The organism is Pseudomonas sp. GW822-FHT03F08, assembly GCF_058801265.1.
Genome location: NZ_JBXANC010000003.1, coordinates 608,092 through 628,466 on the forward strand (window position 1 = coordinate 608,092; position 20,375 = coordinate 628,466).

Annotated in this window: 17 protein-coding genes; 7 read left to right on the forward strand and 10 right to left on the reverse strand. The window is 59.9% G+C overall.

What is annotated here, in order from left to right:
* Positions 1 to 16: 16 nt before the first annotated feature.
* Positions 17 to 1,264, reverse strand: coding sequence for a TolC family protein (locus tag AC1RME_RS09940; RefSeq protein ID WP_096822274.1), 1,248 nt, complete (start codon positions 1,262 to 1,264; stop codon positions 17 to 19).
* Between the two features lie 409 nt (positions 1,265 to 1,673).
* Between AC1RME_RS09940 and AC1RME_RS09945 the strand changes: the two genes are divergently transcribed.
* From AC1RME_RS09945 to AC1RME_RS09955, 3 genes are all read left to right on the forward strand, one after another.
* Positions 1,674 to 2,348 (forward strand): heavy metal response regulator transcription factor, encoded by a 675-nt coding sequence (locus tag AC1RME_RS09945; RefSeq protein ID WP_096822275.1) that lies wholly within the window; start codon positions 1,674 to 1,676, stop codon positions 2,346 to 2,348.
* Positions 2,345 to 3,751 (forward strand): heavy metal sensor histidine kinase, encoded by a 1,407-nt coding sequence (locus tag AC1RME_RS09950; protein ID WP_493091055.1) that lies wholly within the window; start codon positions 2,345 to 2,347, stop codon positions 3,749 to 3,751. Before AC1RME_RS09945 ends, AC1RME_RS09950 begins: the two co-directional genes overlap by 4 nt.
* Positions 3,752 to 4,206: 455 nt before the next feature.
* Positions 4,207 to 5,085: an alpha/beta fold hydrolase gene (locus tag AC1RME_RS09955; protein ID WP_096822277.1), complete on the forward strand. Its 879-nt coding sequence runs from the start codon at positions 4,207 to 4,209 to the stop codon at positions 5,083 to 5,085.
* 43 nt (positions 5,086 to 5,128) lie between these two features.
* Here AC1RME_RS09955 and AC1RME_RS09960 read toward each other — a convergent pair whose 3' ends face one another.
* Genes AC1RME_RS09960 through AC1RME_RS09985 form a run of 6 tightly spaced genes read right to left on the reverse strand, consistent with a single transcriptional unit; the run spans position 5,129 to position 11,078 of the window.
* On the reverse strand, positions 5,129 to 6,871 hold the full coding sequence (locus AC1RME_RS09960; protein WP_102622486.1) for an ABC transporter substrate-binding protein: 1,743 nt from the start codon (positions 6,869 to 6,871) through the stop codon (positions 5,129 to 5,131).
* A gap of 47 nt (positions 6,872 to 6,918) precedes the next feature.
* On the reverse strand, positions 6,919 to 7,191 hold the full coding sequence (locus AC1RME_RS09965; RefSeq protein WP_039767461.1) for a DUF2160 domain-containing protein: 273 nt from the start codon (positions 7,189 to 7,191) through the stop codon (positions 6,919 to 6,921).
* A 10-nt stretch (positions 7,192 to 7,201) separates the two neighbouring features.
* Entirely contained in the window at positions 7,202 to 8,002 is an 801-nt protein-coding gene (locus AC1RME_RS09970; protein ID WP_085732164.1) for a carbohydrate ABC transporter permease, read from the reverse strand.
* A 9-nt stretch (positions 8,003 to 8,011) separates the two neighbouring features.
* Entirely contained in the window at positions 8,012 to 8,878 is an 867-nt protein-coding gene (locus AC1RME_RS09975; RefSeq protein ID WP_493091058.1) for a carbohydrate ABC transporter permease, read from the reverse strand.
* Positions 8,875 to 9,984: an ABC transporter ATP-binding protein gene (locus AC1RME_RS09980; protein ID WP_102622487.1), complete on the reverse strand. Its 1,110-nt coding sequence runs from the start codon at positions 9,982 to 9,984 to the stop codon at positions 8,875 to 8,877. The genes AC1RME_RS09975 and AC1RME_RS09980 overlap by 4 nt, the downstream gene beginning before the upstream one ends.
* Positions 9,984 to 11,078, reverse strand: a complete 1,095-nt coding sequence (locus tag AC1RME_RS09985; protein WP_007951489.1) for an ABC transporter ATP-binding protein — start codon at positions 11,076 to 11,078, stop codon at positions 9,984 to 9,986. Before AC1RME_RS09985 ends, AC1RME_RS09980 begins: the two co-directional genes overlap by 1 nt.
* Positions 11,079 to 11,327: 249 nt before the next feature.
* On the opposite strand from AC1RME_RS09985, the gene AC1RME_RS09990 reads away from it, so the two are divergent.
* Together AC1RME_RS09990 and AC1RME_RS09995 are read left to right on the forward strand one after the other, a co-directional pair.
* Complete coding sequence (locus AC1RME_RS09990; protein ID WP_493091060.1) at positions 11,328 to 13,175, forward strand: sigma-54-dependent Fis family transcriptional regulator; 1,848 nt, start codon at positions 11,328 to 11,330, stop codon at positions 13,173 to 13,175.
* A gap of 244 nt (positions 13,176 to 13,419) precedes the next feature.
* The gene (locus AC1RME_RS09995) at positions 13,420 to 14,292 is read left to right on the forward strand and encodes an undecaprenyl-diphosphate phosphatase (RefSeq protein ID WP_102622489.1); all 873 of its coding nucleotides are present in this window, start codon (positions 13,420 to 13,422) and stop codon (positions 14,290 to 14,292) included.
* A 67-nt stretch (positions 14,293 to 14,359) separates the two neighbouring features.
* Here the strand turns inward: AC1RME_RS09995 and AC1RME_RS10000 are convergent, their stop codons facing one another.
* The 3 genes from AC1RME_RS10000 to AC1RME_RS10010 all read right to left on the reverse strand — a co-directional run bounded on the left by AC1RME_RS10000 (position 14,360) and on the right by AC1RME_RS10010 (position 18,844).
* Positions 14,360 to 15,568 (reverse strand): MFS transporter, encoded by a 1,209-nt coding sequence (locus AC1RME_RS10000; protein WP_493091062.1) that lies wholly within the window; start codon positions 15,566 to 15,568, stop codon positions 14,360 to 14,362.
* A 172-nt stretch (positions 15,569 to 15,740) separates the two neighbouring features.
* Complete coding sequence (gene cysS, locus AC1RME_RS10005; RefSeq protein ID WP_096822283.1) at positions 15,741 to 17,123, reverse strand: cysteine--tRNA ligase; 1,383 nt, start codon at positions 17,121 to 17,123, stop codon at positions 15,741 to 15,743.
* A gap of 20 nt (positions 17,124 to 17,143) precedes the next feature.
* A complete protein-coding gene (locus AC1RME_RS10010; protein ID WP_096822284.1) occupies positions 17,144 to 18,844 on the reverse strand; it encodes a glutamine--tRNA ligase/YqeY domain fusion protein in 1,701 nt (566 codons plus the stop codon).
* A gap of 252 nt (positions 18,845 to 19,096) precedes the next feature.
* On the opposite strand from AC1RME_RS10010, the gene AC1RME_RS10015 reads away from it, so the two are divergent.
* On the forward strand, positions 19,097 to 19,603 hold the full coding sequence (locus AC1RME_RS10015; protein ID WP_096822285.1) for a peptidylprolyl isomerase: 507 nt from the start codon (positions 19,097 to 19,099) through the stop codon (positions 19,601 to 19,603).
* The gene (lpxH, locus tag AC1RME_RS10020; protein WP_096822286.1) at positions 19,600 to 20,355 is read left to right on the forward strand and encodes a UDP-2,3-diacylglucosamine diphosphatase; all 756 of its coding nucleotides are present in this window, start codon (positions 19,600 to 19,602) and stop codon (positions 20,353 to 20,355) included. The genes AC1RME_RS10015 and lpxH overlap by 4 nt, the downstream gene beginning before the upstream one ends.
* Positions 20,356 to 20,375 lie beyond the last annotated feature (20 nt).

Genomic DNA, 20,375 nt, shown 5'->3' on the forward strand with positions numbered 1-20,375 from the left:
ATCAGAAAATTGAAATTCAAGGGCTGACGCTGAGGTCGCCGAAAATGCGTTCGATGCGGACCCGGGCGTCGGTCGCCTCGCTCACCGCCTGGATGTATTGGGTGCGAGCGCTGATCAGCGTGCGCTGGGCGTCGAGCACGTCGAGGAAGCCGAACTTGCCCATTTCGAAACCGCGAGTGGCGCTGTCCACCGCACTTTGCGCGGCGGGCAGGATGGTCTGGTTGAACGCCTTGATTTCGCCATTGGCGGTCTGCCATTGCGCAAGCGTGGTCTGGATCTCGGTGCGCAAGCGAAGCTCGGTGGCGTTGCGCAGGTCCCGCGCCTGATCGGTACGCCGCGCCGCCGCGAGCACGTTGCCCTGATTGCGGTTGAACAGCGGGATTGGCATCGACAGCCCGACTACGTTGACCCGCTCGCGCTCGGTTTCGCTGTATTGGCTGCCGATGCTGACGGTGAGATCGGGTATCCGCTGGGATTTTTCCAGCCCCAGCGACGCTTCGCGCTGGTCGATCTGCAACCTGGCCAGGCGCAGCTCCGCCGTTTCATTCAGACGCTCAAGCAAACGGGTAGGCGGCGGTACGCTGGGCAGGCTTTGAGTCGCGGTCTGCACCGTGGTCGACGTCGGCAACGGTGCGCCCATGACCTGTGCCAATTGCTGGTACGCATTGGCCTGATCGCGCTCCGCGCGGCTCAGCTCCAGGCGCACTTCCGAGAGCTGCACCTGGGCGCGAGTGCCTTCCACCGGCGACGACTTGCCCGCCTCGATCCTCCCCTGCGCCACACGCAAACCGTGCTCGGCGAGTTGCAGCGACTGCTGGGCCAGTTGCAAACGTTGCTGCGCAGTTTGCGCGCCGTTGAACGCTTGAATGACATCGGCGCGTAACGCGTTGCGCTTGCGCTCCAGTTCGATGCCGGCGGCATCCTGCGCACGGCTCGCCACATCAATCCGCGCGCCACGCTTGCCGCCCAGCTCGATCGGCTGGCTGAGCATCACCGTGGTGGTGCGCGACTGGCGCCGGGTGTCTTCGGCCTCCCACGAAACCTCGGGGTTGGGAATCAGCCCGGCCTGCTTGCGGTCACCTTCGGCAATGCCGATTTCCCACTGTGCAGCGGCCAGATCCGGGTTGCCGGCGAAGGCGGTTTGCAGGGCCTGATCCAGGGTCAGGGTCGAAGCACTGGCAAGGCTTGTACAGGCCAACAACAAGAGGCCGCTGGCGGTTTTTTTCAGGCGTGATCGCGCCGTCAGTTCTATTAAACCGGGCAATGGAAGGCTTCCTTTAATCAAGAATCGTTGATTGCGCCACGGTAGGGTTTTGAACTTATCGACAAGGTGACGTGAACATTACAAATCCGTTATCCACGGTTTATCGAAGTTGTTTTGCTCTAGGATTCGAAGTTCGAATGGCTTTGTTGCAATACATGGAAACAAATGCACGTTAGTTATCCGCCGAACAGCACTTGCCGAAATCGAAGTCATGAGAAATTCGCTTTTCTGCTGCGACAGGCTGTCGCGGATGGCCGACTTAAAGGCCTCAGGCGTTGACTCTGTAGCCACTACAGCCTTTACCGTGCACGCCATTCAGTTATTGAAACCGTCCGGAAGCCCCTACAAAAACAACAACTTTCCCGGCCACCTTAATTAATTATCCATTGAATAAAAGTGGTGATAAATCATGCGAATCCTTGTCGTCGAGGACGAGCTTAAAGCTGCCGAATACTTGCATCAGGGTCTGACCGAAAGTGGCTATATCGTTGACCACGCTGTTAACGGCGCTGATGGTTTGCACCTGGCACAACAACAGGTTTATGACCTGATCATTCTGGATGTGAACCTGCCGGAACTCGACGGCTGGGGCGTGCTGGAACAGTTACGCCGCACCCACTCCACCCGGGTGATGATGCTTACCGCGCGCGGGCGGCTGGCGGACAAGATCCGGGGGCTGGATCTGGGCGCCGACGACTATCTGGTCAAGCCGTTCGAGTTTCCGGAACTACTGGCCCGGGTGCGTACCCTGATGCGCCGCAGCGAAAACATCCCGGTGCCGCAGGTACTCAAGGTCGCCGATCTGGAGCTCGATCCGGGCCGTCACCGGGCGTTTCGTGGCCAGCAGCGCATCGACCTGACCACCAAGGAATTTGCCCTGCTGCATCTGCTGATGCGCCAGTCCGGCGAAGTGCTGACCCGCACCCAGATCATCTCGCTGGTGTGGGACATGAATTTTGACTGCGACACCAACGTGGTCGAGGTCTCGATCCGCCGCTTGCGAGCGAAGATCGACGACCCGTTCGACAGCAAACTGATCCATACCCTGCGCGGTGTCGGCTATGTGCTGGAGGCACGGGAATGAAGCCGGTCAGCCTGTCGCTGCGGCTGGGTCTGACAGTCAGTACTCTCGGTGCGCTGCTGGTGGTGTTCCTGGCGATCCTCGCGTATTTCGCCCTGACCCATGAACTGAATGCGTTGTCTCGGGACAGCCTGGAAAAAAAGATGGCGCAAGTGGAACACAGCCTCTCGCTGTACATCGATACCAATGAAGTCAGTGGCAAGCCGCACATTCTGCTCGATCAGGTCATGGGGCATGACAACCTGACGCTGACGATTTATGACCGAGGCAATTTGCGCTCGCCGCTGCTCAAGTCAGGGTCAGGATTGACGGACCCACGGATTGAATTGAAAGCGGTGCGGGCGACGACCGATCAGTTGACCTACACCGACAGCGTCGATGCTGACGGCGCGAAGTTTCTCACCGCCTCGAAGCTGATTCGCCTGAAGGACGGCAGCAATGTGCCGGTGCTGTTGTCGATGGACAATGCCCACGACCAGGCCTTGCTCAGCGCCTACCTGCGCTCGACGCTGATTGCCTTGCCGTTGCTGCTGGTGTTCATCGGCCTGACCGCCTGGGGCGCGGTGCAGCGCGGACTGGCGCCGCTGCGCGAGTTTCGCAAAGTGGCGGCCCGGGTGACCACCCAGGACCTCGACCATCGGCTGTCAGTAGTGAACATGCCTCAGGAGCTCAGCGAACTGGCGCAAGGCATCAACGTGATGCTCGATCGCCTGGACAGCGGCGTGCAGCAGTTGTCGCAGTTCTCCGATGATCTGGCCCACGAACTGCGTACGCCGATCAACAACCTGATGGGCAAGGCTCAGGTCACGCTGTCGCGGGAACGCTCGGTCGAGGAATACACCGACGTCCTGGTGTCCTGCACCGAAGAACTGGAGCGCGTTGCACGGATTGTCTCGGACATGTTGTTTCTGGCCCAGGCCAGCCAGCCGATGGCGCACGCGTCGTTCGAGTCGATTGCACTGGAAGACGAGGCGCTCAGGGTGGCCGAGCTGTTTTCCCTGTCGGCGCAGGACAAACAGATCCAGCTGAAGGTGGTCGGCAGCGCGCAAGTCTCTGGCGACCGACTGATGATCCAGCGAGCGATATCGAACCTGCTGTCCAACGCCCTGCGCCACTGCCCCGCCGGCAAAACCGTTTCACTGTTCATCGAGCAGGCGCCGACACAGGTGGCACTGCGTGTGAGCAATCCCGGCGCAGGCATCGAAGCGCAGCACTTGCCGCATCTGTTCGACCGCTTTTACCGTGTCGACAGCAGCCGCACCCGCTCGCAGGGCAGCACCGGTCTCGGGCTGGCCATCGTACGCTCGATCATGAGCCTGCATTCGGGCACCGCGCACGTGCAAAGCCGCCCGGGGGCAATGACGGTATTCAGCCTGGTGTTCCCCGTGCTCGCGCAAAAGCATTAAACCCTCAAACAGATTTGTGCGGTGTTTTCTCAATCTCCATCGGAAAAATCACCGCACACATCCGCCATAAGTCTTCGCAAACCTTTCAGTGCGAATTTGCGTCGACCTAGCGATGAAACGTCTGACAAAGGCATGAAACAAAACGTTGTTGAGGGCTAATGCATCGTCGCTTCGCTCGCCTTCAACCACCCCGTCCACCCCCTCTAAAACAAGCCTTTACGTCGATCGTGACGTGTCTACTCACAATTTGTCAGTAGGTACTTCGGCGCTCCCAAAAACCGCGATTGGAAACCTCTGGTCATCTTTGACCTCATCGTCGCTGTGCTTCTAGATTCGGCTCTCGCTTGAAACCGTTCACTCAACAGACAACCAGGAAGCACACACCATGAGCGCCATTGGATGCATGAACACAAACCCGATCCATAAACCCGATATCGCCTGACGGCCAACTCAACATGACCTTTTCCCTGCAAGGCAGAGGCTATTACCCGACCGGTGATGGCCATCAACTCTACTGGGAACGCCATGGCATTGCGGGAGGCGAACCGGTGTTTTTCCTGCATGGCGGCCCCGGTGGGCGCTGCAGTCGTCATCATCTGGACTTCTTCGACCTGCGCCATTTCGACATCATCCTGTTTGACCAGCGCGGTTGCGGGCGCTCGACGCCCTACGGCGAACGGCGCGACAACAACACCGGTCTGTGCGTCGAAGACATCGACGCCCTGCGCCAGCACTTCGGCTTCGAAAAAATCAGTGTGCTGGGTGTTTCGTGGGGCAGCTGGCTGGCGATCCAGTACCAGCAGCGCTATCCGCAGCACCTGCTGAAAACCACACTGGTGTCGGTGTTCGTCCCATTCGCAGCCAATGTCCGGTCATACGATCAGGCACTCAATGACGGGTTGGCACAATCGCCTCAAGCGACGTCAGGCCATCGCGCCAGGGACATCTACCGGATACTCGTTGAAGGTTGCCCATTGCAACAGCGTGTCGCCGCCATTGAATGGTTGAATGGGGTTTTGCGCCGCACGGGGCAGACGGTCTGCCCCGGCACGCTGGAGCGTTTCGTCGATCAGGAAGCAGTACTCGCGATCCGTCTGGAGTTGCATTACCACCTGCAAGGCTATTTCTTCCAGCCAGGGGACCAGGATCTGATCCTCGACGACAACACCCTGCTGATCCAGGGCATCCGCGATACCTTCGGCATGGCCAGCGTGCGCTGGCTCAGGCAACGCATGAACCTTCACTGTCGTTTGCTGCACGCTGGGCACAACGCCTTTGAAGGCGCCATCCTCAAAGCCGTACGCCGGGCGGTGAAACGTGAAATCGAGGGCTGAAAAAAACGGCACCCGAAGGTGCCGTTCTGTTCCCCCAAAACGCTTACTTGCGTGCCGCCTCCCACGATTTGAGCAGTTCGTTGTAGCTCACGGTTTCGCCTTTCGGTTTCTCGTTGGCCAGTTTTGGTTTAGGTGCGCCAGGCTGATCGAACCAGTATTGCGCGTCGCGCTCGGGGTTCATTTTCGGGGCGCAGGTGGCCTGGGCCTTGGAGCGTTCCAGACGGGTCATGATCGCGTCCTGATCCTTGGCCAGACCGTCGAGCGCCTGTTGCGGGGTCTTGTCGCCGCTGGCAGCTTCGGCGATGTGGCTCCACCACAGTTGTGCCAGACGTGGATAGTCCGGCACGTTGGTGCCGGTCGGCGTCCATTGCACTCGGGCCGGGCTGCGGTAGAACTCGACCAGACCACCGAGTTTCGGTGCCAGGTCGGTCATGGCTTGCGAGTTGATGTCCGACTCGCGGATTGGCGTCAGGCCGACGATAGTTTTCTTCAGCGACACGGTTTTCGAGGTCACGAACTGCGCGTACAGCCAGGCTGCGAGTTTCTGCTTCTCAGGCGTGGACTTCATGAAGGTCCAGGAACCCACGTCCTGATAACCCAGCTTCATGCCCTCCTCCCAGTACGGTCCGCGCGGCGACGGCGCCATCCGCCATTTCGGTGTGCCATCGGCGTTGACCACCGGCAGGCCCGGTTTGGTCATGTCGGCAGTGAACGCGGTGTACCAGAAGATCTGCTGGGCGATGTTGCCCTGGGACGGTACGGGGCCGGACTCGGAGAAGGTCATGCCCGCCGCTTCCGGTGGCGCGTAAGCCTTGAGCCAGTCCACATACTTGGTCGTGGCGAACACCGCGGCCGGGCCGTTGGTGTCGCCGCCGCGGGTCACGCTGGAGCCCACCGGGTGGCAATCCTCGACGCGGATGCCCCACTCGTCCACCGGCAAGCCGTTGGGCAGGCCCTTGTCGCCGCCACCGGCCATGGAGAACCAGGCATCGGTGAAACGCCAGCCCAGCGACGGGTCTTTCTTGCCGTAGTCCATGTGCCCGTAGATGCGTTTGCCGTCGATTTCCTTGACGTCTTCGCTGAAGAATCTGGCGATATCTTCATAGGCGGACCAGTTCACCGGCACGCCCAGGTCATAACCGTACTTTTCCTTGAACTTCGCCTTCAGGTCGGCGCGTTCAAACCAGTCGGCGCGGAACCAGTAGAGGTTGGCAAACTGCTGATCGGGCAATTGATAGATCTTGCCGTCAGGTGCGGTGGTGAAGGAAATGCCGATGAAGTCCTTGATGTCGAGGGTCGGCGAGGTGAAGTTCTTGCCTTCGTTGGCCATCAAGTCGGTGATCGACTCGGTCTTGCCGTAGCGAAAGTGCGTACCGATCAGGTCCGAGTCGTTGACCCAGCCGTCGTAGATGTTCTTGTCCGACTGCATCACGGTCTGCATTTTCTCCACGACGTCGCCTTCTTGCAGCAAGTCGTGGGTCAGCTTGATCCCGGTGATTTCGGTGAAGGCCTTGGCCAGCACCTTCGATTCATATTCGTGGGTGGTCAGGGTTTCGGAAACGACCTTGATTTCCATCCCGCGAAACGGCTCGGCGGCCTTGATGAACCACTTCAGTTCTTCGAGCTGCTGATCGGCCGTCAGGGTCGACGGCTTGAACTCGCTGCCGATCCATTTTTTTGCCGCGTCTTCGTACGCATCGGCCCAGGCGGTTGCGCTCAAACCGCTGAGTGCCAGCATGGCTGCCAATGAAATGCTATGTCGCAGCTTATTGTTTTTGTCGAACATAGAGACCTCCTGTTTAAGTTCTGGAGCACGATTGCCGAGCGATTCGACTAGCCCCAACGCATCACAGCCAACAGCCACACCAGGGACAACGCGGACGCTACCCAGATGCTCCAGTCGGTCACGCCGATTACCAGCAGGTGCAGGTAGGCGCTGCCGAGAAGACCGATGAACAAGCGATCGCCACGGGTGGTGGCAATCGGCAGAAACCCTCGCCGCAGGATGCTCGGCGAGCGCAGTTCCCAGGTGGTCATGCCCACCAGGATCAAGCCAATCACGATGAAAAATGCCGCCGTCGGGACGGTCCAGCTCATCCATTCCATCATCAGCTCCTCAGACCCGGCCCAGGGCAAAGCCCTTGGCCACGTGGTTGCGAACAAACCAGATCACCAGCATGCCCGGCAGGATGGTCAACACCCCCGCCGCCGCCAGCACGCCCCAGTCGATGCCGGACGCCGACACCGTGCGCGTCATGACCGCCGCGATCGGCTTGGCGTTCACCGAGGTCAGCGTGCGCGCCAGCAGCAGTTCGACCCAGGAAAACATGAAGCAGAAAAACGCTGTCACACCGATCCCGGAGCCAATCAGCGGGATGAAGATCTTCACGAAGAACTTGGGAAAGCTATAGCCGTCGATGTAGGCGGTTTCATCGATTTCCTTGGGCACGCCGGACATGAACCCTTCGAGAATCCACACCGCCAACGGCACGTTGAACAGGCAGTGCGCCAGTGCCACCGCGATGTGGGTGTCGAACAGACCAATCGACGAGTACAGCTGGAAGAACGGCAGCAGAAACACCGCCGGCGGCGCCATGCGGTTGGTCAGCAGCCAGAAGAACAGGTGCTTGTCGCCGAGAAAGCGATACCGGGAAAACGCATAAGCCGCCGGCAACGCCACACTCAGGGAAATCACCGTGTTCAGGCTCACGTAGTACAGCGAGTTGAGATAACCGGTGTACCAGCTCGGATCGGTGAAGATCACCTTGTAGTTGTGGAAGGTGAAATCCTGGGGAAACAGCGTCAGGCCGCCGAGGATTTCGGTGTTGCTCTTGAACGACATGTTCAGCAGCCAGTAGATCGGCACCAGCAGGAACAGGATGTAGAGCAGCAACGGGATCACTTTTCTCTTGCTCATGGCCGGGCCTCAGCGGTTGGCGTCGCTATGGGTCATGGCGGTATAGAACAGCCAGGACACCAGCAGGATGATCAGGAAGTACACCAGCGAAAAGGCTGCCGCTGGCCCCAGGTCGAATTGGCCCACGGCCATCTGGGTCAACGTCTGACTCAAGAAGGTCGTGGCATTGCCCGGCCCGCCGCCGGTGAGCACGAACGGCTCGGTGTAGATCATGAAACTGTCCATGAAGCGCAGCATCACTGCGATCAGCAGCACGCTTTTCAGCTTGGGCAACTGGATGTGCCGGAACACCGCCCAGACCGAAGCCCGGTCGATCCGCGCCGCCTGGTAATACACATCGGGAATCGCCCGCAGCCCGGAGAAACACAGCAGCGCCACCAGCGAGGTCCAGTGCCACACGTCCATCACCAACACCGTGACCCAGGCGTCCATGGTGTTGGCCGCGTAGTTGTAGCTGATACCCATGGCGTTGAGGCTCGAACCCAACAGGCCGATGTCCGCACGACCGAAGATCTGCCAGATGGTGCCGACCACGTTCCATGGAATCAGCAACGGAATCGCCAGCACGATCAGCACCACCGACGACCAGCGACCCTTGGTCGGCATCGTCAGGGCGATGGCGATCCCGAGGGGGATTTCGATCAGCAGCACGCACGCCGAATAGATGAACTGGCGCAGCAACGAGTCGTGCAGACGCGGATCGAGCAGCACTTGCTTGTACCAGTCAGCGCCGACGAAGTAGCGGCTGGACTGGTCGAAAATGTCCTGCACCGAGTAATTGACCACGGTCATCATCGGGATCACCGCACTGAATGCCACCAGCAGGAACACCGGTAACACCAGCCACCAGGCCTTGTTGTTCTGCACCTTGTTCATGGCTGCACCTCTTCGCTGGCTTCGAGCAGGAACTCATCGGCATAGACCATCAGCCACTGCGCCGGGAAACTGATGTACGCCGTGCCCTGCGGCACCGGTTTGTCTTCGGCCAGGCGCACTTTCAGCGGTGCACCGTCCAGATCCAGGGTCATGATCTTGTAGGTACCGAGGTCTTCGACGTGTACGACCCGCGCCTGCATCGCGTCATCAAACGGTTCGTCCCACACATGAATGAACTCGGGGCGGATGCCGACCTTCAGGTTTTTCCACTGGCCATGTTCGATATGCCGTTGCAGCGCGTCGGACAGCGGCAGATGGGTCGAATTGAAACCGACCCCGCCCGGTTGCGGCTGCACTTCGATCAGGTTCATCCCGGGGCTGCCGATGAAGTAGCCGACAAAGGTGTGGCTCGGCCGCTCGAACAATTCCCGGGGTGTGCCGAACTGGACAATCTGGCCGCCGTACATCACCGCGATCTTGTCGGCGAAGGTCGAGGCCTCCAGTTGGTCGTGGGTGACGTAGACCATGGTGATGTTGAATTGCTCGTGGATCTGCTTGAGCTTGCGCCGCAGTTTCCATTTCAGGTGCGGGTCGATCACTGTCAGCGGCTCGTCGAAGAGGATCGCCGAGACGTCGTCGCGCACCAGACCACGGCCCATGGAGACTTTCTGTTTTTCGTCAGCGGTCAGGTTGCGTGCCTTTTTGCTCAACAGGTTTTGCAGGTCGAGGACTTCGGCGATTTCCTGCACCTTGCTGTGGACTTTCGCCTCGGCCATGCCCTGATTGCGCAGCGGGAAGGCCAGGTTGTCGAACACCGTCATGGTGTCGTAGACCACCGGAAACTGGAAAACCTGGGCGATGTTGCGTTTCTCCGGCGTCAGGTCGTTGACCGCTTTGCCGTCGAACAGCACATGGCCCTGAGACGGGCTGAGCAGGCCGGAAATGATGTTGAGCAACGTCGACTTGCCGCAACCCGACGGCCCGAGCAAGGCATAGGCACCGCCCTGCTCCCAGATGTGGTCCATCTCGCGGATCGCATAGTCCTCGGGCCCGGCGGGAGTACTGGTGTAACTGTGGGCGAGGTGTTGCAAACGGATTTCGGCCATCAGGCAACCCTCGCGACGCGCCGGCCCGGTGCCTGCACCAGACGGCCCTGCGCATCGAACACAAACAGTTTATGGGTCGGGATATAGATGCGGATCGGCGCATCGACGTCGTATTCGTGAACGCCCGGCAAATGCAGCACCAGCAGGAAATGCTCGTTGCGCACGTGCAGGAAGGTTTCCGAACCGCTGATCTCCGCCACCTCGACGGTCACCGCCAGTTCCAGGTCGTCGTCGTTGCTCGGCACCAGCGAGATATGACTCGGGCGCACGCCGAAACGGAACTCGCCCTCGCCCACCGGGCGCAGGTCTACGTTCAACGGAAAGTGTACGAAGTTGGCGAAACTCACTTCGTTGCCGGCGATGCGCCCCGGCATCAGGTTGATCGGCGGCTCGGAGAACAATTCAGCCGCGAGCACCGTTTGTGGCTGGTGATAGACCTCGGTCGACGGGCCGCTCTGGATCACCCGGCCTTCGTGAAGAATGGTGGTGGTGCCGCCCAGCGCCAGCGCTTCGTTGGGCTCGGTGGTGGCGTAGATGGCGATGGTGTGGCGCGCCTTGAACAGCTCGCGCATTTCCTGGCGCAGTTCTTCGCGCAGTTTGTAGTCGAGGTTGACCAGCGGTTCATCGAACAGGATCAACTCGGCATCCTTGACCAGCGCCCGGGCCATGGCCGTGCGCTGTTGCTGGCCACCGGAGAGTTCCAGCGGATAGCGCTTCAGGAACTTCTCGATGCGCAGCATCTTCGCGGTTTCCTGCACCTTGCTCTGGATCTGCTCATTGGAGATCCCGGCCTGGCGCAGCGGCGAGGCAATGTTCTCGAACACCGTCATGGTCGGGTAGTTGATGAACTGCTGATAGACCATCGACACGTTGCGCAGACGCACCGGGCGCTGGGTGACGTCGACGCCGTTCATCAGGATGCGACCGCTGTCGGGCTTGTCCAGACCGGCCATCAGGCGCATGAGGCTGGTCTTGCCGGACAGCGTGCGCCCGAGCAGGACGTTGAAGGATCCAGGTTCGAATTTCAGGCTCGCATCGTCGATCCAGGTCTGGCCCTCGACGGTGCGGCTGACGTGCTCCAGGGTGAGTGACATGGCTCGGCCTTTTTATTATTGGAGTCAAGCGACGTGTGCAGTAGAGCGACATTCGTGCCAGAAATCCCAAGCCGTTGATTCGCCGCGAAAATCGCCGAAAACGCGGGTAAACCACCTTCATTGCTGAACACATTTGAACAGTTCAACGATTGACAATGAACAATAGTGAACAACACTCTATCGATGCTTTTCGGGCCCCGAGGGGCCTCATAACAATAATAAAAACGCTGCTTTCAGAGGCTGACTGTCATGGCCGCACCTGTCCCGCCGCTTTCCCACGAGGCCATCGTTCAGGACTCCTGGTCCCGTTGCCGCGCCTTCGGTCTCAAGCATCAAAGTGTCCCGGCGTTCGATCAGTTGCCCTCCGCCGGCATCGCCCGGTTGCTCGACAGTCACCATTCGCTGGTGCAGACCACCCACCAGGAAGTGCTGCCGTACTACGAGAACATCCTGAGCAATTCCAACTGCCTGATCATGCTGGCCGACAATCAGGGCCAGGTCCTGACGTCCTGGGGCACCCAACGCTTTATCGAGCCGAACCTGGCGCGGGGGTTTCAGGCCGGCGCGAGCTGGATGGAACGCTCAAGCGGCACCAATGCGATCGGCACGGCGCTGGCCTGCGAGCAGGCGGTGCACATCGAGCACGACGAGCACTTCCTCAAGGCCAACCGTTTCATGACCGGCTCCGCCGCACCGATTTTCAACGCCGAGCGCAAGGTCATCGCCGTGCTCGATGTGTCCAGCGACAGCTATCTGCCACCCTCCCACACCCTCGGCATGGTCAAGATGATGAGCCAGACCGTGGAGAACCGGCTGATCCTCAACCTGTTCCATGGCCAGCACTTCCAACTGACCTTCAACACCGGGTTGAACAACCTCGACAGTCAATGGGCGGGGCTGCTGATTTTCGATGAGAGCGGCCAAGTGCTTTCGGCCAACCGCCGGGCCGACAATCTGTTGGGTGTGCGCTTGTCGCGGGTGAGTGTCGAGAGCCTGTTCAAGGTGTCGTTGCTGGAGTTGCTCAATCAGCCTGACGGCTTGCCGTTTTCCTTGCAGACGTCGGGCCGCAACCGGTTCCAGTGCCTGTTGAAACGGCCTAAACAGGCACCGATTCAGGCGCGGGTGTTCGCTGAAGCCAAAGCCACCGAACCGACAGTCGCCGCCCCCACGGCCATCAGCCTGAGTACCCTGCACTTCGGCGACAGCCGCGTGGAAAAAGCCGTGCGTCAGGCCGAACGCCTGCTGGAGAAAGATATTCCGCTGTTGATTCACGGTGAAACCGGGGTCGGCAAGGAAGTGTTCGTCAAAGCCCTGCACCAGGCCAGCTCTCGCAGCAAACAGGCATTCATCGCCGTGAACTGCGCGGCGATCCCCGCCGAACTGGTGGAGTCCGAGCTGTTTGGTTATGAGAAAGGCGCATTCACCGGGGCCAACCAGAAAGGCAGCATCGGGCTGATCCGCAAGGCCGACAAAGGCACCCTGTTCCTCGATGAAATCGGCGACATGCCCCTACCGACCCAAGCCCGGCTGCTGCGGGTGTTGCAGGAGCGTTGCGTGCAGCCGGTGGGCAGCAGCGAGTTGTTCCCGGTGGACATTCGGATCATCTCAGCGACCAACCGCTCGTTGCGCGAGCAGGTGCAGTTGGGGCGGTTTCGTGAGGATTTGTATTACCGCATCGGCGGTTTGACCCTGGAACTGCCACCGCTCAGAGAACGCAGCGACAAGCAGGCGCTGTTCAAGCGGTTGTGGGAGCAACATCGAGAACCAACGCAATGGGCGGGACTGAGCCGCGAAGTATTGGAATTGTTCGACCGTCACCCATGGCCGGGCAATCTGCGTCAGGTCAGCAGCGTGATGCAAGTCGCGCTGGCCATGGCCGAAGAGCAACCGGTAAGACCTGAGCATCTGCCGGATGATTTTTTTGTCGATCTGGAGATGGAGCCGCTGGATACGCCAGAGCCCTTGGGGATCGATCTGAATGACAGTGAGGCGTTGAGTCGGGAGTTGCAGGCGGCCGGGGGCAATATTTCCCATCTGGCGCGGCGATTGGGGGTCAGTCGCAATACGCTCTACAAGCGCTTGCGCCAGGCTGAGTGATCGTGGGCCGAAGGCACGTCAAATCGTCGCTCCCACATTAAATTTTCGTCATCTGCGGTTTCGTCCACGACACGAATCCCCTGTGGGAGCGAGCCTGCCCGCAATGACGCCAGTGCGGCCATTAAAAACCATCCAGCCCACCCATTGACCACACCGACCAGACTGTGACGAAATGTTTCAGTATTTCGCTGCATACCTTTGATCCAGACACCTCCCTCCTCCTGCCCCTCACAGGACACGCTCTTTGACCAACATCTGCACCACCGGCCTTGATACCGGCTTTGCCTCTCTCGATTACCTGCAAATCGGCATCCTCGGCATCATTCAAGGCATCACCGAGTTATTGCCCGTTTCCTCCACCGCCCACATGCGCATCGTCCCGGCCCTGCTTGGCTGGCCGGATCCCGGCTCGGCGTTTTCTGCCGCCATGCAGATGGCTGCACTGGCGGCGGTCATCAGTTACTTCTGGCGAGACGTGAGGCAAGTTGTCAGCGGCAGTGTCGAGGCTGTGCGACAGCGCGATTTCAACAATCAGTGGTTCATCCTGGCGGTGGCCATCGTACTGGCGACCATTCCCATCGGTATTGCAGGCCTGGCCTTGTCCTCGACGCTCAACGCCTGCAACTCGCCGTTGCGCGGTTTGATGGTGATCGGGATTTCCTGCGTGGTGATGGCGGTGTTGCTGGCCATCGCCGAGCTCACGTGTCGCCATCGCCGCACCGTTGGCGAAATGCGTTTGCGCGACGCGCTGATCGTGGGTATCGCTCAAATCGGAGCGCTGATTCCGGGCGTTTCGCGCTCAGGCTCAACGCTGACGGCAGCGTTGTTCCTCAATTTCAAACGTGAAGAAGCAGCACGCTTCTCCTTCCTGCTCGGGCTGCCGGCCATCGCGCTGGCGGGGTTGAAGGAGTTGTGGGTGCTGTTCCATGCGCAACTGCCGGCGCAAGCCTGGGCGCATCTGATTTTCGGTCTGGTGGTGGCCAGTATCTCGGCGTTCTTCGCGATCTGGGGCCTGATGCGCTTTCTGGAGAAATTCTCCACCTGGCCTTTCGTGATTTACCGCGCAGTGCTCGGGATTTTCCTGATCGTCGCCGTCAGCACCGGGCTCTTGAGCTAAGGCCCGCCGCAAAAAACAAAACCCGCCTGGTGCGGGTTTTGTTTTTTGTGCTGTCGTTCAACGCACGTTACCGGCAGGTCGGTTCAGCACTCGTGGCGGATACGGCACCCAGTGTACGCAACCCGACCAGCACCACTATCAGCATCGCCAGCCCGGCGAAAATGGCGACGCCGAAACCGGCCCGAGCGCCATAGGCATCAATGATCAGACCCGAGAGCAAGCCACCCAGGGCGACGCCGATGCTGATGCCAGTGGTCATCCATGTCAGCCCTTCGGTGATCCTCGACGGCGGGATGATGATCGTCCCCAGCTTCATGACCACGACCATCGTTGGCGCAAACGATATGCCGGCGATAAACAGCATCGCCGAGAGGACATAAACGTCAGGTGAGAACAGCGGCAATACGCCTGTGATGGCCGTGACCAATATCCCGATAAAGAACTGCTTTTCTATCGGCAGGGAAACCCTCAAGGCACCGAACGTCAGGCCCGCCACCAGTGAACCGAACGCATAGGCGGCGAGGATGAAGGTCGCAGAGGCAGGCCAGCCTTGCGCATTGGCGAAGGCGACAACGGCGACATCGATCGAGCCTCCGATTGCGCCCATCGCCAACAGCGCCAGCACGATGGTGGGAACGCCGGGAATCAGCAGGGTTGAGCCCGTATGCCGCGTATGGCCCACAACAACCTTGGGTTCGGTCTGACGCTGCAGGAGAAACGCCGTCACCCCGACGGCCAGCAGCCCGACCGCGACAAGCGGCCCGGCTTCGGCAAAGAAGCTCACGCTCAAACCGATCGCCAAGGGTGGGCCGACGATGTAAGCGAGTTCGGTCAGCACCGTATCCAGAGAGAACGCCGTGTGCAGCTGCGGCTTGCCCCGGAACAATTGCGTCCAGCGTGCCCTGATCATCGACGGCATGCTCGGCATGGTGCCCGCCAATGCAGCCAGAATAAAAAACAATGCCGCCGGCGCCCTCATATGGACGGCGAAGATCAGCGCCAGCAACATGCCGATGCTGAACGTCGTCACGACAGGCAGCACACGGCTTTGGCCACGCTGATCGACGAGTTTCGAGATGTACGGGCCGATCAGTGCGTTGGCGAGGGTAAACGTACCGGCGACTGCACCGGCCAGCCAGTAGACACCGGTTTGCTCCACCAGCATGGTAATGATGCCAATGCCGATCATCGCCTGTGGCAATCGCGCAATAGAGCTCGCGAGCACCAACCCCGTTGCACCGGGGGTTGTCAGGAGTTCGCGATAGTGGTTTGCCATGATGTCTCCATTCCATAAACGTCGCCGACCAGCATCCCGCTGCAAGGGCTGCAGCCCATGTTGGCCGCGTCAGACATCAAGACCTACGCGCAGAGCAAAAGCAACCACCGCCTGAACAGCAGAAAAACAAAAACCCGCACAAGGCGGGTTTTGTTTGTAGCAATCACAACAATCAGTCAGCCAGACGCCAGGTCGTGCCGCCCTTGCCGTCTTCCAGCACCACGCCCATGGCGGTGAGCTGGTCGCGGATGCGGTCGGATTCGGCCCAGTCTTTACCAGCACGTGCCGCCAGACGTGCAGCGATCAGCGCGTCGACTTCAGCCGCATCCACGCGCCCTTCGGCGCCAGCCTGCAGGAAGTCATCGGCTTCGAGCTGCAACACACCCAGCACGCTGGCCAGTTCTTTCAGGCGCGCCGCCAGACCGGCCGCCGCATCGAGATCGCTCTCGCGCAGACGGTTGATCTCACGCACCATCTCGAACAGTACCGCGCAGGCTTCCGGCGTGCCGAAGTCGTCGTTCATCACCGTGGTGAAACGCTCGACGAACGCTTCGCCGCCAGCCGGAGCAACGTTCGGCAGGCCTTTCAACGCGTGGTAGAAACGCTCCAGTGCGCCCTTGGCGTCCTTGAGGTTGTCTTCCGAGTAGTTGATCGCGCTGCGGTAGTGGCTCGACACCAGCAGGTAACGCACGACTTCCGGGTGGTACTTGTCGAGCACGTCGCGAATGGTGAAGAAGTTGTTCAAGGACTTGGACATCTTCTCGCCATTGATACGGATCATGCCGCAATGCATCCACGCGTTGGCGTAGGTCTTGCCGGTGGCCGCTTCGCTCTGGGCGATTTCGTTTTCGTGGTGCGGGAACTCGAGGTCGCTGCCGCCGCCATGAATGTCGAAGGTCTCGCCCAGGCAGCAGGTCGACATCACCGAGCACTCGATGTGCCAGCCCGGACGCCCGGCGCCCCACGGCGATTCCCAGCTTGGCTCGCCAGGCTTGACGCCTTTCCACAGCACGAAGTCCAGCGGATCTTCCTTCGCTTCGTCGACCTCGATCCGCGCACCGATGCGCAGGTCTTCGATCTTCTTGCGCGAGAGCTTGCCGTAGCCCATGAACTTGCCGACGCGGTAGTACACGTCGCCATTGCCCGGGGCGTAGGCGTAACCCTTGTCGATCAGGGTCTGGATCATCGCGTGCATGCCAGGGATGTGATCCGTGGCGCGCGGCTCCATGTCCGGCTTCTTGATGTTCAGGCGCGCTTCGTCTTCGTGCATCGCCGCGATCATGCGCTCGGTCAACGCTTCGAACGACTCGCCGTTCTCGTTGGCCCGGTTGATGATCTTGTCGTCGATGTCGGTGATGTTGCGCACGTAGGTCAGGTCATAACCGCTGAACCGCAACCAGCGGGTCACCAGGTCGAACGCGACCATGCTGCGGCCATGGCCCAGGTGGCAGTAGTCGTACACGGTCATCCCGCAGACGTACATGCGCACCTTGTTGCCATCCAGCGGCTTGAAGACTTCTTTGCTCTTGGTGAGCGTGTTGTAGATCGAAAGCACGATGGTTCCTTAAGACTTGATCACTGGCCCCACGAATCACGCAGGGTCACGGTACGGTTGAATACCGGCTGACCTGGTTTCGAGTCCTTGATATCCGCGACGAAGTAGCCTTCGCGCTCGAACTGGAAACGGTCTTCCGGCTGTGCGTTGCCCAGCGAAGGCTCGGCACGACAACCGGTCAGCACTTGCAGTGAGTCAGGGTTGATGTTGTCCAGGAAACTCGCGCTGTCCTCGGCCTTCTCCGGGTTCGGAGAACGGAACAGGCGATCGTACAGACGCACTTCGCACTCGATGCTGGCAGCGGCCGGCACCCAGTGGATCACGCCCTTGACCTTGCGACCTTCAGGGTTCTTGCCCAGGGTGTCCGGATCGTACGAGCAACGCAGCTCGACGATGTTGCCGTCGGCGTCCTTGATCGCTTCGTCGGCACGGATCACGTAGCTGCCGCGCAGACGCACTTCGCCGTTCGGCTCCAGGCGCTTGTAGCCCTTTGGCGGCTCTTCCATGAAGTCATCGCGGTCGATGTAGATTTCACGGGCGAACGGCAGCTTGCGCACGCCGAGTTCTTCTTTCTGCGGATGACGTGGCAGTTCGAGGTTGTCGACCTGGTCTTCCGGGTAGTTGGTGATCACGACTTTCAACGGACGCAGCACGCACATGGCGCGCGGGGCGTTCGCGTCCAGATCCTGACGGATGCTGAACTCGAGCATGCCGAAATCGACCACACCGTCGGAACGGTTGGTGCCGATCATGTCGCAGAAGCTGCGAATCGACGCTGGCGTGTAGCCACGACGGCGGAAGCCCGACAGCGTGGACATGCGCGGATCGTCCCAGCCGTTGACGTGCTTTTCATCGACCAGTTGCTTGAGCTTGCGCTTGCTGGTGATGGTGTAGTTCAGGTTCAGACGGCTGAATTCGTACTGACGCGGGTGCGCCGGCACTGGCAGTGCGTCGAGGAACCACTCGTACAGCGGACGATGGCTTTCGAACTCCAGGGTGCAGATCGAATGGGTGATGCCTTCGATGGCGTCCGACTGACCGTGGGTGAAGTCGTAGTTCGGGTAGATGCACCACTTGTCACCGGTCTGATGGTGATGGGCGTGGCGGATGCGGTACATGATCGGGTCGCGCAGGTTCATGTTCGGCGAGGCCATGTCGATCTTGGCGCGCAGTACGCGGGCACCGTCCGGGAACTCACCGGCGCGCATGCGGGCGAACCAGTCCAGGTTCTCTTCGACCGAACGATCGCGGAACGGGCTGTTCTTGCCCGGCTCGGTCAGGCTGCCGCGGTATTCCTTGGCCTGTTCAGGCGTCAGGTCGTCGACGTAGGCCTTGCCGGCCTTGATCAGTTCAACGGCCCAGTCGTGCAACTGGTCGAAGTATTGCGAGGCGTAGCGCACTTCGCCGGACCACTCGAAGCCCAGCCATTTGACGTCGCTTTCGATCGCGTCGATGTATTCCTGGTCTTCCTTGGCCGGGTTGGTGTCGTCGAAACGCAGGTGCGTGACGCCGCCGAACTCCTGGGCCAGGCCGAAGTTCACGCAGATCGACTTGGCGTGGCCGATGTGCAGGTAGCCGTTGGGCTCAGGCGGGAAACGGGTGACGATCTGCGTGTGCTTGCCCGAGTCCAGGTCTGCCTGGATGATCGGCCGCAGGAAGTTGACCGGCACGGCAGGGCCGGACTTGGCATTCGAGGTAGGGTCGACAGTGGGCTTGCTCATTAGGATCCTTGACTTACATGTGCGCGGCCGCAAAGAGGGGCCAGACAAAACAAAGCCGCTATCATAGCCGATGCTGTCAAGGGGCTGACAGAGCAGGCCTTATAAAGGAGCGCATTTAATCGCAGGGATTTGAAAAACAGCCTCGAAATTCGCGCCTGTCACGCTAAACTGCGCACCTTGGCCGAAGCAGGCTGAACCGGTTGCGGGGCCTGAGGCTCTAAAACCACGAATTCCTTATAAAGAGTACTGACCATGACTCAAGTCAAACTGACCACCAACCACGGTGACATCGTCATCGAACTGAACGCTGAAAAGGCCCCGATCACCGTGGCCAACTTCATCGAGTACGTCAAAGCCGGTCACTACGAAAACACCGTTTTCCACCGTGTCATCGGTAACTTCATGATCCAGGGCGGCGGTTTCGAGCCAGGCATGAAGGAAAAGAAAGACAAGCGTCCAAGCATCCAGAACGAAGCCGACAACGGTCTTTCCAACGACAAGTACACCATCGCCATGGCACGCACCATGGAGCCGCATTCGGCTTCCGCGCAGTTCTTCATCAACGTGGCCGACAACAGCTTCCTGAACCACAGCGGCAAGAACGTTCAAGGCTGGGGCTACGCGGTATTCGGTAAAGTGACCGCCGGTACTGATGTTGTCGACAGCATCAAGAAAGTCTCGACCGGTTCCAAAGCTGGCCACCAGGACGTACCAAGCGACGACGTGATCATCGAGAAAGCCGAGATCATCGAAGCGTGATATTGCTGATTTCAGACTTGCATCTGGAAGAGGAGCGCCCGGACATTACCCGGGCGTTTCTGGATTTGCTCGCCGGACGCGCCCGCTCGGCGAGTGCGCTGTACATTCTGGGCGACTTTTTCGAGGCGTGGATTGGCGACGATGCCATGACCCCCTTCCAGCGTTCCATCTGCCAGGCCCTGCGCGAACTCAACGACAGCGGCACGGCCATATTTCTGATGCACGGCAATCGCGACTTCATGCTCGGCAAGGCCTTCTGCAAAGAGGCCGGCTGTACGCTGTTGAAGGACCCGAGTGTGGTGCAGTTCTACGGCGAGCCAGTCTTGTTGATGCACGGCGACAGCCTGTGCACCCGCGACGAAGCCTATATGAAGCTGCGCCGTTACCTGCGCAATCCGCTGAGCCTGTTCATCCTGCGCAACCTGCCCTTGCGCACCCGCCACAAACTGGCGCGCAAGCTACGCAGTGAAAGCCGGGCGCAGACGCGGATGAAGGCCAATGACATCGTCGATGTCACGCCGGAGGAAATTCCGCGGATCATGCAGGAATACGGGGTGAAAACCCTGATTCACGGGCATACCCACCGACCGGCCATCCACAAGTTGCAGATCGGCGATCAGGCCGCGAAGCGGATTGTGCTGGGGGATTGGGATCGTCAGGGCTGGGCGTTGCAGGTGGATGAGAACGGGTTTGCGTTGGCGCCGTTTGATTTTGCACCGCCGCCTTCACTGCCCGCCCCTGCCACCGTTTGATCGTTTGGGAATGCCTCAAT

Excerpts from the sequence above, each read along its gene's own strand:
- AC1RME_RS09945 (WP_096822275.1), top strand. The coding sequence starts at position 1,674 with ATGCGAATCCTTGTCGTCGAGGACGAGCTTAAAGCTGCCGAATACTTG.
- AC1RME_RS10010 (WP_096822284.1), bottom strand. The coding sequence starts at position 18,844 with ATGAGCAAGCCCACTGTCGACCCTACCTCGAATGCCAAGTCCGGCCCT.
- AC1RME_RS09990 (WP_493091060.1), top strand. The coding sequence starts at position 11,328 with ATGGCCGCACCTGTCCCGCCGCTTTCCCACGAGGCCATCGTTCAGGAC.
- AC1RME_RS10015 (WP_096822285.1), top strand. The coding sequence starts at position 19,097 with ATGACTCAAGTCAAACTGACCACCAACCACGGTGACATCGTCATCGAA.
- AC1RME_RS09960 (WP_102622486.1), bottom strand. The coding sequence starts at position 6,871 with ATGTTCGACAAAAACAATAAGCTGCGACATAGCATTTCATTGGCAGCC.
- AC1RME_RS09970 (WP_085732164.1), bottom strand. The coding sequence starts at position 8,002 with ATGAGCAAGAGAAAAGTGATCCCGTTGCTGCTCTACATCCTGTTCCTG.
- AC1RME_RS10000 (WP_493091062.1), bottom strand. The coding sequence starts at position 15,568 with ATGGCAAACCACTATCGCGAACTCCTGACAACCCCCGGTGCAACGGGG.
- AC1RME_RS09965 (WP_039767461.1), bottom strand. The coding sequence starts at position 7,191 with ATGGAATGGATGAGCTGGACCGTCCCGACGGCGGCATTTTTCATCGTG.
- AC1RME_RS09950 (WP_493091055.1), top strand. The coding sequence starts at position 2,345 with ATGAAGCCGGTCAGCCTGTCGCTGCGGCTGGGTCTGACAGTCAGTACT.
- AC1RME_RS09980 (WP_102622487.1), bottom strand. The coding sequence starts at position 9,984 with ATGGCCGAAATCCGTTTGCAACACCTCGCCCACAGTTACACCAGTACT.
- AC1RME_RS09985 (WP_007951489.1), bottom strand. The coding sequence starts at position 11,078 with ATGTCACTCACCCTGGAGCACGTCAGCCGCACCGTCGAGGGCCAGACC.
- AC1RME_RS09955 (WP_096822277.1), top strand. The coding sequence starts at position 4,207 with ATGACCTTTTCCCTGCAAGGCAGAGGCTATTACCCGACCGGTGATGGC.
- AC1RME_RS09975 (WP_493091058.1), bottom strand. The coding sequence starts at position 8,878 with ATGAACAAGGTGCAGAACAACAAGGCCTGGTGGCTGGTGTTACCGGTG.